Annotated in this window: 13 protein-coding genes; 3 read left to right on the top strand and 10 right to left on the bottom strand. The window is 39.7% G+C overall.

Annotated features, from left to right (window positions below):
- Window positions 1-11: 11 nt before the first annotated feature.
- From JJN12_RS02900 to JJN12_RS02855, 10 genes are all read right to left on the bottom strand, one after another.
- Window positions 12-842, bottom strand: coding sequence for a FliH/SctL family protein (locus JJN12_RS02900; protein ID WP_208428294.1), 831 nt, complete (start codon window positions 840-842; stop codon window positions 12-14).
- Entirely contained in the window at window positions 835-1,851 is a 1,017-nt protein-coding gene (gene fliG, locus JJN12_RS02895) for a flagellar motor switch protein FliG (RefSeq protein ID WP_208428293.1), read from the bottom strand. Before fliG ends, JJN12_RS02900 begins: the two co-directional genes overlap by 8 nt.
- 3 nt (window positions 1,852-1,854) lie before the next feature.
- Window positions 1,855-3,465: a flagellar M-ring protein FliF C-terminal domain-containing protein gene (locus JJN12_RS02890; protein WP_208428292.1), complete on the bottom strand. Its 1,611-nt coding sequence runs from the start codon at window positions 3,463-3,465 to the stop codon at window positions 1,855-1,857.
- Between the two features lie 34 nt (window positions 3,466-3,499).
- Complete coding sequence (locus JJN12_RS02885) at window positions 3,500-3,823, bottom strand: flagellar hook-basal body complex protein FliE (protein ID WP_208428291.1); 324 nt, start codon at window positions 3,821-3,823, stop codon at window positions 3,500-3,502.
- Window positions 3,824-3,872: 49 nt separating this feature from the next.
- Complete coding sequence (gene flgC, locus JJN12_RS02880; RefSeq protein WP_208428290.1) at window positions 3,873-4,316, bottom strand: flagellar basal body rod protein FlgC; 444 nt, start codon at window positions 4,314-4,316, stop codon at window positions 3,873-3,875.
- A 40-nt stretch (window positions 4,317-4,356) separates the two neighbouring features.
- Window positions 4,357-4,752 (bottom strand): flagellar basal body rod protein FlgB, encoded by a 396-nt coding sequence (gene flgB / locus JJN12_RS02875; protein WP_208428289.1) that lies wholly within the window; start codon window positions 4,750-4,752, stop codon window positions 4,357-4,359.
- Between the two features lie 208 nt (window positions 4,753-4,960).
- Window positions 4,961-5,734 (bottom strand): GTP-sensing pleiotropic transcriptional regulator CodY, encoded by a 774-nt coding sequence (gene codY, locus JJN12_RS02870; protein WP_208428288.1) that lies wholly within the window; start codon window positions 5,732-5,734, stop codon window positions 4,961-4,963.
- A gap of 320 nt (window positions 5,735-6,054) precedes the next feature.
- Complete coding sequence (gene topA, locus JJN12_RS02865; RefSeq protein WP_208428287.1) at window positions 6,055-8,130, bottom strand: type I DNA topoisomerase; 2,076 nt, start codon at window positions 8,128-8,130, stop codon at window positions 6,055-6,057.
- A gap of 107 nt (window positions 8,131-8,237) precedes the next feature.
- Window positions 8,238-9,338, bottom strand: a complete 1,101-nt coding sequence (gene dprA / locus JJN12_RS02860; protein WP_208428286.1) for a DNA-processing protein DprA — start codon at window positions 9,336-9,338, stop codon at window positions 8,238-8,240.
- On the bottom strand, window positions 9,335-10,864 hold the full coding sequence (locus tag JJN12_RS02855; protein ID WP_208428285.1) for a YifB family Mg chelatase-like AAA ATPase: 1,530 nt from the start codon (window positions 10,862-10,864) through the stop codon (window positions 9,335-9,337). Before JJN12_RS02855 ends, dprA begins: the two co-directional genes overlap by 4 nt.
- A 232-nt stretch (window positions 10,865-11,096) precedes the next feature.
- Between JJN12_RS02855 and JJN12_RS02850 the strand changes: the two genes are divergently transcribed.
- From JJN12_RS02850 to JJN12_RS02840, 3 genes are all read left to right on the top strand, one after another.
- Window positions 11,097-12,371 carry an ArsB/NhaD family transporter gene (locus JJN12_RS02850; RefSeq protein WP_208428284.1) on the top strand — a complete coding sequence of 425 codons (1,275 nt, stop codon included), beginning with the start codon at window positions 11,097-11,099 and terminating at the stop codon, window positions 12,369-12,371.
- Window positions 12,372-12,557: 186 nt separating this feature from the next.
- Window positions 12,558-12,845, top strand: a complete 288-nt coding sequence (locus JJN12_RS02845) for a type II toxin-antitoxin system RelB/DinJ family antitoxin (RefSeq protein WP_208428283.1) — start codon at window positions 12,558-12,560, stop codon at window positions 12,843-12,845.
- A 2-nt stretch (window positions 12,846-12,847) separates the two neighbouring features.
- Window positions 12,848-13,126, top strand: a complete 279-nt coding sequence (locus JJN12_RS02840) for a type II toxin-antitoxin system YafQ family toxin (RefSeq protein WP_208428282.1) — start codon at window positions 12,848-12,850, stop codon at window positions 13,124-13,126.
- Window positions 13,127-13,563 lie beyond the last annotated feature (437 nt).

Genomic DNA, 13,563 nt, shown 5'->3' with positions numbered 1-13,563 from the left:
CTCCTATCATTTTAATCATCCTTCTTTTTGCCTCCTCCTGCAAGAAGCCTTATGGAATTGACAAGAGTTGTAAGTCTTGTATCAAGTCCGGTATCAATAACGCAGGAGTCAGTCTCTATCTTACAGCTGTTAAGAGGGAGTACCGGATCCGCTATGATTTCGATATTTACACGGTCTCCCACTATCTCTCTTATATAACCCTCTCTAGAGCTAACATATTCGTACTGTTCCTTAGGCACATGAATGACATAAAAACGGCTGGAGTCCGCATTATTTATAGCTGCAACCAGCATATTGTAGATGACGGCCTCATACTCGTTGGCAACTATACCCGTAAGTCTTTCCACGTAGTTAATAACAAGGCCTGCAAATATAGGCTCAAGCCTCTCAACTTCCGCTTCAAATTCTTCCCTAAGCTTTGCCTTTTCATCCTCAATCTCTAAGAGCTTATTCTCATATTCTTCCTTAGCCCTAAGCTGTCCTTCCTTGTAACCTTCCTCAGAGGCAGCTTCTCTAAGGCTTTTCTCCTTTATTTTGGCTTCTTTTACAGCCTGATTCATTATCTGCTTTTTCTGCTCCTCAGCCTCTGCTATAATCTCAGCAGCACGCTTCCTTGCCTCCTCCTCAATCTCCTCAGGAGAAAGCTTTGGCTGTTCTTCTACTGCTATTTCAGGCGAAACTTCAGCCAAAGGCTCTATATTTCTTACTTCAGGCTCATTTGATGCCATTTCTTCCTGTTCTTTAACAAGATTTGAAAAATAAGAACCAACCCTTGAATTAGAGTCTATTACAAAGCTTGCAGCTTCTTCTCTGGCTCTTGAGCCTTTTATAATATTAGACAATTATCTCGTCTCCTCCACCACGTGAAATAATAATTTCTCCTGAATCTTCAAGCTTTCTTATGATGTTAACAATCTTCTGCTGTGCCTCTTCAACATCCTTAACACGCACAGGTCCCATAAATTCCATCTCTTCCTTTATCATAGAAGCAAGGCGCTTTGAAAGGTTGGTGAATATTGCAGTCTGAACCTCTTCGCTTACATTCTTTAGAGAAATTGAGAGGTCGTTGTTGTCAACGTCACGAAGTACACGCTGAATTGACTTGTTGTCAAGCAGCAGGATATCCTCGAATACGAACATCTTCCTGCGGATCTGGTCAGCAAGCTCAGGTTCTTCAATTTCAAGAGTCTCCATAATATGCTTCTCTGTACCACGGTCAACTGTGTTGAGGATTTCAACAATGCTGTCAACACCACCAACAATAGTATAATCCTGGTTGACAAGAGAATTCAGTTTCTTTTCAAGCACATCTTCCACTTCCTTTATAACATCAGGAGAAGTCCTATCCATAGTAGCTATACGCCTTGCAACGTCAGGCTGCTTCTCAGGTGGGAGTGAAGACACTACCGCAGCCGCCTGTGATGTTGGCAGGTAAGAAAGTATGAGTGCTATGGTCTGAGGATGTTCATCCTGTATAAAGCTTAAGAGCTGTGATGCGTCTGCTTTTCTTACAAATTCAAAAGGCCTAACCTGCAAGCTTGCAGTAAGCTTGCCAATAACTGTCTGAGCCTTGTCTGCTCCAAGAGCCTTCTCAAGAAGGTCTCTCGCATAACCGATACCACCTTCTGAGATATACTGCTGAGCCAGACATATTTCATAAAATTCATCTAAGACAGCATCCTTTATATCCGGAGCCACACTTCTTGTATTGGCTATCTCAAGTGTAAGCTCCTCTATTTCTTCATCTTTAAGATACCTAAACACTGATGATGATTTTTCAGGCCCGAGTGCAATCATAAGGATTGCACCCTTTTCAATACCTGTATATTCGCTATAAGTCTTGTTAGACATTATTTACCCCCATTCATCACTCAGCCAGTTACGAAGGAGCTGAGCTGTAGCCTCAGGATTCTCATCAACAAACTTCTCTATCATCTTTCTGGTCTCGGACTTATCAGAGAACTCAATATCGTCAAGTGACTGATTCTCCTTAGTTGTAGCAAGAAGCTGCTCAACAGAAAGTTCAGGTTCAAGTTCGACAACCTCAACAGGTGCAAGTCCCTTAAATACTACAAAGATGAGGAGAGCAACAATGAGAATTGCTAATACTAACATAAGTATGTTGGTAAATGTGAAGAAGCTTCCTCCCTCTTCAGGCTGGAATATAGGTACCTGCCAGGCCAGTATCTGAATATTAGCCTCAGGAACTCCCGTAGCCCTTGATACAAGGGTTATCACATTTGCCGGAACTGTAAGTTCTGTGGCAGCCTGATTGGCAAACATAAACTCATCAAAGGTTGTGCCGTCAAGCTGTCCGTTCTTCTTCATCTCTGCTTCATTGTAGTTCTTATAGGAAATGAGAGTTATAGCAATCGAAGACTCATTAGCCTTGATTGCGCCCATGGCAGCCTCTGTATTGGTTACCTTTTTATTTGGTAAATAGTCGTTTTCGGAGATTGCCACATTGCCCTTGGCGTTTGCGCCATCCTGAACCATGTAGTCTGTCTCACTGTTTGCATCTGTTCCCGGAGTTCCTCCGTTACCGTTGGAATTCTGGGCATCATAGGTATAGTCGTGTGACTTAAGTCCCTGCTCAGCACCCTCAGCAGGTGTATATTCAGTATATACAGAGCTGATTTTATTCATGTCAAATGCAAAATTGGCTGCTACCTTTGCATCATCATAGGCAGGAAGCCCAACGAGCAGCTTGTATATCTCCTCTTTCTTCACTCCGGTAACATTTTTCTCATAATCACTTATTGAGTTAATGCCTCCACTAAATACATCATTATCTGCACCATTAAAAAGCAGATTGCCATTTTGATCTGCTATGGTTATTGCCTTTGTGCTGTCATTACCTACAGCTCCTGCAAGAATATTCGCAATGGTCTTTGCATTCTCCTGCTTAAAATCACTGGTTACGGTAAGAATAACACTTACGGAAGTGTCCTTAGTTTCGGCAAAAAGAGTATTACCTGTTGTCGGTGATGTGATTGAAACAACGGCATTTTCAATATTGTCCATATTTAAGAGAACCTGTTTCAACCAATCCTGTTTATATATATTGGCTTTTAGCTTCTTTTCACTTTCCGTAGTCGAAAAGCTGTTATCAAAAAGTTCATCGATTGACATCCCAATTGACGGAATATCATTCTTAGCTAGCACCAATAAGGCATTAGAATAATCTTTTTCATTTACCGATACTGTCAGTGCATCTGATGATAGATCATAAGAAATCCCGTTATCCGTCAGGAGTTCGGTAATCTTTGCTGTATCAGCGGCTTTCTCAGCCCTGACCAGTGTCGTCATTACCGGTCTTGTGACAAAGTAGGATACCAATATGATTGCAAGAAAGACACCCACGCCCACAGCTATCATCAGTATTCTCTGCACAGGCGAATATTTATTCCAAAATTCTAAGAATCTTGCCGGAATCTTTCTCAATCGTTCTAAAAGCGTATTCATCTACAATCTTCTCCTCAGCAGTATATAAGTTAAATTAGAACTGAAGATTCATTATCTCTCTATATGCACTCATTACTGCATTCCTAATGGCTACCGTATATTGTAGGGAAAGATTAGCTTTTCTCTGAGCCACCATAAGGTCCGCTATGTTGTCTGAATTGCCAAGCGCAAATTTCATTTCTTCCTGTTCCGCTGCGTTAGTGAGGTCATTGGTTTGTTTAACCATGTCAAGAGCTGATTTGAATATACTTTCAAATCCTTCTGTACTTCCCTGTACTATGCCGGCCTCAGAACTCTTAGTATTAACACCGTTAATATTTTTAAGTGGAACTAAACTACCTATTGCAGCAATATCCATTACAATCATCTCCAATATAATATAATTAAATTACGGTAAACTTAGCTGATTACTGGCCTCCGCCCATTTCAAGCGCCTTTAATATCATATTTTTAGTCGCATTGAAAGCGGTTACATTTGCTTCGTAAGATCTTGTAGCATCTATCATATCAGTCATTTCCTGAACTGTATTCACATTAGGATACTCTACATATCCATCTTCATTTGCATCAGGATGTGAAGGATCGTATACTAGCCTTACAGGGCTCTCGGTATCAGTGTATATCTTAGATACCTTTACTCCATTGCCAACTCTTCCTGCAGTCCTAAGAAGAATCTGTGAAAAGCCTGTTACATCTTTTTCAACGAATACTACATTCTTTCTTCTGTATACATGGCCATTTTCGTCTCTTGTAGTATTTATATTAGCAATATTCTGCGCAATTATATCTGTTCTAAGCTGCTGTGCAGTCATACCTGTTGCGCTTATATCCATAGCTCCAAAAACTGACATTTCCTATACCTCTCTTTTTATAATATCTCCAATACTAATTTTACTGGCTGGTTGAAGTCAACGCTATCTTAAGTCTGGAAAACTCCTGTGTCATAGAATCTAAGAGAGTATAATATCTAAGCTGGTTCTCCGCCAGATAAGTATTCTCTGTATGGATGTCTACGTTGTTTCCGTCGGCTCTATAGCTGAGACTTGAATAGTCTGTATAAGCAATGCCGTCAAGTCTGTCGAGGTCTGTGTTAGCAACCCTGCTTCTTAGGTTGCCTCCTCTTATAAGTTCCATTGCAAGATAGGACTCAAACTGCACATCCTTGCGCTTATATCCCGGGGTGTCATTATTGGCGATATTATTCGAAATAATATTATTTCTCATCCAACTGGCATCTGCTGCCTTTCCCAGGACATTGATAAAATTATATGCATCCGATGCAATCATAATCATAACTCCTATACTATATACGTTTATATACCATTAAGGGTAAAATAGCACATGCCAAAAACGCATAGATATAGACATGCTAATTGTACCCTAACATATCTATTATAATATATTTTCTCAAAATTACAACCTAAAATGGAAATTAGTTTTAAAATATACAAAGGGATTTAGCAAAAACCAAATCCCTCTGTACATAAATACCTTATTACTTGTTTTTAACCTTGGTTAATTCATCAAATACTACATCATTAAGCACCTTTATGTAGGTACCCTTCATACCCGAAGACCTCGACTCGATTACTCCCGCACTTTCAAACTTTCTAAGAGCATTTACAATAACCGATCTTGTGATTCCGACTCTATCAGCCACCTTACTTGCAACCAAAACACCCTCGTTGCCGTTTAATTCACTAAGAATATGGGTAATTGCCTCAAGCTCCGAGAAAGAAAGAGTATTTACAGCTGACTTAACAATCTGAATCTTTCTGCTCTCTTCGGCATTTTCTTCATTGACAGACCTCATAATCTCAAGTCCAACTACTGTAGTGCCATATTCTGCAAGGATAATGTCGTCAATGTTGTAAGGTTCTTTTAACTTGTAGATAAACAGTGTTCCAAACCTATCACTGGCTATATCTATAGGAATGATTATAGCCTGATAATCATTAACTTCCTTGAATTCAAAGCCCAAGGTAATGAGGTTAACATTTTCTTTTGTTGACAGGATACTAAGCAGTCTCTCATTAAGGTCACTGTCTATATATGAGCCGACATTGTCCTTGATCAGTTCCTGGATAGCAGGAATGTCATCTCTGTTCTTAATTCCTAAAACCTTTCCCTTTTTGCTGAGTACGATGATATTTGAGTCTAGAATCTCGCTTAACACCCCGCAAATATCATTGAAAACCACCATACGAGAATCATTGTTGTGAAGTAACTTGTTGATTTTTCTGGTCTTATCCAATAACTGAACACTCATTTTGGCCCCTCCTGATGTTCTCTAAAAGAGATAAATTGAAGTTTACCATTCATTCAATATTGTTTTATGAAAATATAAAAACTTCTCATGAAGCAAATTTAGAATGAATATGTTTGTACACAATTATTGTACCACACAATTGTATTAATAATCAAGATAAATTAATTAATTGCTTAAATTATTAATTTATTTGTCCCATCCAAAAGCATTTATTAATATATCTTATAAATTTTTTAGCATTTTAATTCTGCTAAATCACACAATTTTAAGTACTTTAAAGCCCCGAAAATTGCAATTGTCATTCAGAGTGATGGTATTATTTATCCGCGTTTAGGAATCTCTCCCACAACTTTCTGACACTCTTTATTGGCACATACCAGTTTCCCGCCTTTTTCCACAGTATATGAACCACACATAGGACACTTTACCTCGGAAGGCTTCTGCCAGCTGATAAATTCACAGTCAGGACTCTTCTCGCATGAGTAGAAAGGTCTGCCCTTCTTTGTCTTTCTTATAACAACCTCTGAGCCACATATAGGGCAGGCTACGCCAATCTTCTCAAGATAAGGCTTGGTAAATCTGCACTCAGGGAATCCCGGGCAGGCAAGAAACTTACCGTGAGGGCCATATTTTATAACCAGGTTTCTTCCGCAGTTAGGGCAGATTTCATCCGTAACCTCATCCTGAATCTCGATTTTTTCAAGGTTTTCTTCTTCCCTTTTGACCTCCTGCTCCAAATCCGGATAGAAGTTACGTACTATCTCCTTCCACTTGATATCTCCCGCCTCAACCTTATCAAGAAGTCCTTCCATAGTTGCAGTAAAGTTGGTATCTACTATCTCCGGAAATGCTGCTACCATTATTCTATTTACTATAGTGCCGATTTCAGTAATGTAAATTGCCTTGTTTTCCTTAACCACGTACCTTCTTGCAAGAATTGTGGTAATTGTCGGTGCATAGGTACTAGGTCTTCCTATGCCAAGCTCTTCCAAGGTCTTTACAAGCGAAGCCTCGGTAAAGTGTGCCGGAGGCTGAGTAAAATGCTGAATAGCATCAAATTTATCAAATTTAAGCTCAGTCTTTTCATCTATGCTTGCAGATATGCTGTCCTCTTCCTTCTCAAAGTCAGCTTCTACATATACCGACATAAAGCCGTCAAACTTAAGCTTAGATGCCGAAGCCGTAAATATATACTTGCCTGCGGCTATCTTTACACTCTTCATGTCATATACCGCAGGCTTCATTCTGCTTGCTATGAAACGCTTCCAAATCAGGGAATACAGCCTAAACTGGTCTCTTGAAAGAGACTCCTTTACAATAACAGGCGAAAGATCAGTATGTGCAGGTCGTATAGCCTCGTGTGCATCCTGAATCTTCTTGCCTTTATTCCTTGACTCCTGCGTGTCTGCAAGGTACTTACTTCCATAAGCCTTATCTATATATTCTCTGGCAGCCTTGTCAGCTTCCTCCGATATTCTGGTAGAGTCGGTACGCAGATAGGAGATAAGTCCCACAAGCCCCTGTCCTTTAATCTCAACACCTTCATAGAGCTGCTGTGCTATACGCATGGTCTTCTGTGTAGAGAAGTTAAGGCTCTTTGACGCCTCCTGCTGAAGAGTACTGGTTGTAAAAGGAAGAGGTGCCTTTCTCATTCTCTCTGAGTTCTTAATCTCAGTAATCTTGTAAGAAGCCTTCTTAAGCTCCTTCATTATCTTGTCCATCTGGACCTTGGAATTAATAGCCAGCTTACCTGTCTCATCTCCGTAGAACTTGGCAACTACAGGCTTCTTAACTCCCTTAGCTAAAAGGTAAGCGTCTAAAGTCCAGTATTCCTCAGGGATAAAGTCATTTATCTTTTCTTCCCTGTCATATATAAGCTTAAGTGCAGCAGACTGTACTCTTCCTGCTGAAAGTCCTCTCTTTACCTTCTTCCAAAGAAGGGGGCTTATGCTGTAGCCCACCATTCTATCAAGCACACGCCTTGCCTGCTGTGCATCCACAAGGTCCATATCTATATCCCTTGGAGACTTTATAGCATTTTTCACTGCTGTCTTTGTGATTTCATTAAAAGTAATTCTTTTATATTTTCCTTCTTCAAGCTTAAGAGCATTGACAAGATGCCAGGAAATAGCCTCACCTTCACGGTCCGGGTCAGTTGCAAGATAAACTTTGTCAGACTTTTTTACAGCCTTCCTTAGGGTCTGAAGCAAGTCCCCCTTACCCCTTATGGTTATATACTTTGGTTCATAATCATGTTCAACATCGATTCCCATCTGACTCTTAGGTAAATCCCTTACATGTCCCATGGAAGCAATAACTTCATAATTGGTACCAAGGTATTTTTTAATCGTCTTTGCTTTTGCCGGTGATTCAACTATTACCAAATACTTAGACATCCTATTCTTCTTCCTCTCCTTAAATCCTTATCAAAACTTCAGACACCCTATGATACAGGGGTACTTAAACTTCTCTTTAATCAAATTCCATACTTTTTACTCTTGTATCATATATAAGACGGAAGAGCTACAAAGTACTCAAAGCTTGTCCGCCTCACATATCCCTTAAATTCCAGTCTGAGTAGTATAGTAAAAAGCTCTCCTTCATCAAGTCCCGTTTCAGATAAAATTTCAGAAATATGCTTGGGTATCAAACAGAGGGTAGAATACACTATTTTTTCGTTGCTTTCAAGTGTTAAATTTTGAAGGCATTCCTGTTTTGCATTTAAAATGGGGAAATCAAAGTCCTCGAGTATATCATTTACATCGCTTACAAGCTTGGCTCCATACTGAATAAGCTTGTTGGTACCACGGCTTAGAGGCTCCTCACTTCTTCCGGGCAGGGCATATATATTTTTACCCTGCTCAAGCCCCATGTCTGCAGTTATTAAGCTTCCGCTTTTCTCTCTGGCTTCTACCACAAAGACTCCATCGGATAGTCCGCTTATTATGCGGTTTCTTTGTGGAAAATTCGCCCTCACAGGCGCAGTCCCTATAGGAAATTCGGAGATTATTCCTCCTTTTTCAATAATGGACAGATACAGCTCTATGTTGTTTGCAGGATAGCAGATATCTACGCCACAGCCGAGGATTGCATAGGTCTTGCCTTTTTCCCCTTTTAGCGCACCTTTATGTGCAGAGGAGTCAATCCCCAAAGCCATACCGCTCACCACGCTTACTCCATAGTTTGAAAGCTCTTCAGATAACTTTCCTGCATAATATAAGCCTTTCTCAGTAGCATCCCTTGAGCCAACCACGCTTATTATTTTTTCTTCATTTTTTGGTAAGTTACCCTTATAAAATAATCCTATGGGAGCAGAGCATATATTCCTAAGCTTATCAGGATAGTCTTTATTAAAATAATGAGTATACTTTATTCCCTTTTCTACCATGTTTGCATACTTATCTTCTATTTCGGACATATTAGAGAGAAACCTGAGCTTTTCAAGCTGTTTTTCTCCAATCCCTTTTATTTGCCCGTATTTCCCTTTGCTTATGGCAGAGTGAGCCTCAGCTAAGCTCCCAAAATTTGCTTCAAGTATGTCAAGTTTTATCTTGGCTATATGCCCCTCCAAGGAGAGCCAAAACATAAGCAATTCTTCTCTCATCCCCAAAACCTCTCAATCATTTCACGATAGTGGATAGCTTCAGCCACTTCAAACTCACCCACCTCAGCCTTTTGCCTCATATCCGCTATGGTTCTTGCCACCTTAAGTACCCTGTAATATCCTCTAAGGCTTAGATTGATGTTTTTATATGCTTCTTCAAGGAGGGCTTTGGTCTTTTGGTCAATCTTACAGAATTCATCAGTCATCTTAGAATCCATCTGAGAGTTAAAATGTATTGATTCGTGCTTAAATCTCTCCTCCTGTATATCCCTTGCAGCAAGCACTCTTTTCCTTATCTCATCTGAGTTCTCACCAGACTTTTCTTCTTTATTAAAGATGCTGTCAAAGCTTATTCTTTTTACTTCAGCAACTATGTCAAATCTGTCAATCAGCGGTCTGCTCACCCTTGACAGATAGTTCTTTATCTGAACCTCATTGCAACGGCAGAATTTCCTGTCAGGATAGAAGCCGCATTTGCAAGGATTCATTGCGGCCGCAAGCAGAAAATCAGCGGGATATGTGGCTGTTCCACTTATCCTGCCTATGGTTATCTTCTTCTCCTCAAGGGGCTGCCTCAGCACCTCTATGGTCTGGCGGTTAAATTCAGGTAACTCATCTAAAAAAAGGACTCCATTATGTGCAAGACTAATCTCTCCTGCCCTTACTTTGCTTCCTCCTCCAACTAAGGCAGGAAGTGATATAGAATTATGAGGAGACCTAAAAGGCCTGGTTTCTATAAGCCCCCGCCCTTCCTCTAAAAGACCTGATATACTGTATATCTTGGTCACTTCAAGGCTTTCATCCACAGACATAGGAGGCATAATAGATGGAATACGGCTTGCAAGCATACTTTTCCCCGAGCCTGCCTGACCTATCATAAGTATGTTGTGCATCCCACTCACAGCTATTTCTACTGCCCGCTTAATACCCTCTTGTCCATGTACCTCAGAAAAATCGGGCAGCTTCTTATCATCGCTTATGGCTGGTTCTATATCGATGGTTCTACCCTTTTCTACTCTCTTTTGCACAGCCTCAATAGCTTCAAGTAATGAGGCTACACCTATGATTTCAATTCCGTCAACCAGCTTTGCCTCCCTATAGTTTGCCACAGGAAGAACAAACCTCCTAATGCCTGCCTCTTTGGCAGCACTAACCATAGGGAGCACACCTGTAACGGTCTTTATTTCTCCGCTTAGGCTAAGTTCACCTACAAAGGCCGTCTCTAAGAGGTAGTCATTGTCAAGGCTTAGCTGGGCTGCGAGTATGGCCACTGCCACCGCAAGGTCGAACGAAGTCCCGTCTTTTTTAATGTCTGCAGGGGATAAATTTACAAGAATTCTCTTAGGCTCCAAATAAAAGCCCGAATTAAGAACAGCCGCCCTAACCCTTTCTCCCGATTCTCTTACCTGCGTAGACAGAAAACCAACCATATTAAAGGATGGAAGTCCATTCCTTATATCTGCCTCTACGCTAGTAATAATACCGTTGATACCGGATAAGGCAACACTTTTTACACTAGAAAACATAATCTCACTTATTAGTGAATCTTAGAATAGTCAAGTCAATTATAATATCATTTGCGGACTTTGTAAACAAGCAATTGTAGTTTTGTGAATAGGCGAAAGAAATTTCCCCAAAACTTGCTTTCAATAATTTGGCTTTTGAGATTTTGATTATGATTTCATAATAAAACATCTTGCAACTGGTGCCTCATATAGTGTATGATACTTAAATATCACATCTATAAAAGGAGATTACATGTTAAAAACAATCGCAATTGCACTCTTTGTCCTAATGTATGCACTTATGATATTCCTTCCTGCAAAGCGAAGACCATACATTGCCTGCGGGACTGCTGCCATTTTCCTGGCGCTTGGAATACTTCCCATAGGCGACTTGTTTCACACCATAGACTGGAATATCCTTCTTATGATATTTGGTACGGTAATCATAGTGGATTATTTTATCCAGTCCAAGATGCCAAACCTCATAGCAGACCACATACTTAATCTTTCACCAAATGTCATGTGGACTACGATATTTATGTCCCTCTTTGCCGGCATTATCTCAGCCTTTATAGATAATGTGGCTACTGTATATATGGTTGCCCCTGTGGCACTTGCGATATGTAAAAAGCTTAAGATATCTCCGGTTGCTATGATAATCTCAATCGCTGTATCCTCGAACCTTCAGGGTGCGGCTACTCTTGTCGGCGATACTACTTCCATTATGCTAGCAGGTGCTGCCAAGATGGACTTTATGGACTTCTTCATCATGCAGGGTAAGCCCGGTATCTTCTTTGCAGTTGAACTTGGAGCCCTCTTTACCATACCTATTATGATGTTAATTTTCCGTAAGGACACAATGCCTGTATCTTCTGATGAGCATACAGAGGTTAAGGATATGATACCTACCATCGCAATGGTCGGACACATAGTTTTCCTTATAGCTGCTTCCTTCATCCCTAACAAGCCTGAGATAACCAATGGTGTCATCTGTATGGTCTGGGGAGTTGTCTGTGTGGCTTGGGAATACGTCGCAACCAAAGACAAAGAGACTATGATAGAGAATATAAAGAATGTGGATTATGCTACTATGGCACTTCTAGCCGGTCTTTTTACTGTAATAGGAGGTATTCAGGAGCAGGGCATCATCACAGACCTCGCTGATATCATTGTACATGTAGGAGGAGGCAATATCTTCGTTCTCTTTACAATCATAGTGTGGGGCTCAGTTCTTGTATCTGCCTTTGTAGACAATATCCCTTATGTAGCTACCATGCTTCCTGTAATAGCAAGCGTATCGGGTGAGCTTGGCGTTGCCCCATATCTGCTTTTCTTTGGTCTTCTTATAGGTGCTACCCTTGGTGGTAATATAACCCCTATCGGAGCTTCTGCCAATATTGCAGGTATAGGACTTCTTCGCAAGGAAGGCTACGAGGTATCATTTAAGGACTTTATGAAAATAGGTGTTCCTTTCACCTTTGCTGCTGTTGTTGCCGGATATTTATTTATCTGGTTTGTATGGAGATAAGAAATACTGCTTAGTTTATACTTTTGTTAGATAAATATAGCTTCAAATAATAGCCGCTCCTAATAATATTTTCAGGACTCACCAAGGGAATATTATTAGGAGATTTTTATATGATAATTTTGCCATTTTGTATTGCGTTTGTTCATACAACGTGATATAATCGACTAAAATAAGGAGGTAAAGTCTATGGCAAAGACTGCAAATATCAATATCCGCATTGAGCCTGAGACAAAGGCAACCGCAGAAAAACTTTTTTCAAGTTTCGGTATTACCATTACAGATGCTATAAATATTTTTCTTCATAAATCAATAATGGAAGGCGGCCTTCCTTTTGAACTGAAACAGCCTAACTTTAATTCTGAAACTAAGGCTGCAATAAATGAGGCCAAAATGATAATGTCAGGAAAGCTTCCTGCTAAACGTTATAATTCCGTAAATGAATTATTTGATGAACTTAACAGGGAGGACGATTAACTATGCTTAAACTTGTAACTACTGGCACATTTCGTAAAGACTATAAAAGAATTAAAAAGCGTGGTTATGATATTTCACTTCTTGAAACTGTTCTTGAACAACTTTTGTCCGAAAAAAAATTAGAAGAAAAATACCACGACCACGCCTTGGTTGGTAATTATGCAGGTTTTAGAGAATGTCATATCCTCCCAGACTGGCTACTGATATATGCAATAAATAATTCCGAACTTATATTAACCGCATCCAGAACAGGTACACATTCCGATTTATTTGATAAATAAACAATCAATTTCATCTGCATTTACGGAAATGATACATCTTTTAATTCCCCTTTTTCACAAATTCCATCCAATTTTTATATTTTTCAATTGCTTCCAAACTTACAGCCTCTTTGATGTATTCTAATGCAAGTTCTTCCGAATGTGGTGGTGTCAAATTACCGCCCTTCTTAATTATTCACAAAACGCTATTTTCAGAAAAAATCTCCGAATACTTATTGTAAATATCTTTTCTTAAAAAGACTTCTCCCTCATGAGTTATAATATATAATATACAGTTCCCGGTTTCTTTCTCTATAAAGCTATAATCATATTGGCCATTAAGAGCTGTATTGCAAATTGCACTCTCGATACTATTCTCTTCGAAAAAACTATTATATTTTTTCAAAAAAATCCTAACTTCACGAGTGAGCTTAAAAGAATATATATATAAAAACAGT

This window comes from Catonella massiliensis, from assembly GCF_016651435.1.
GTDB lineage: Bacteria > Bacillota > Clostridia > Lachnospirales > Lachnospiraceae > Catonella > Catonella massiliensis.
The sequence above is the reverse complement of the archived record's forward strand: the minus strand, read 5'-3'. Positions and strand labels throughout refer to the sequence as shown.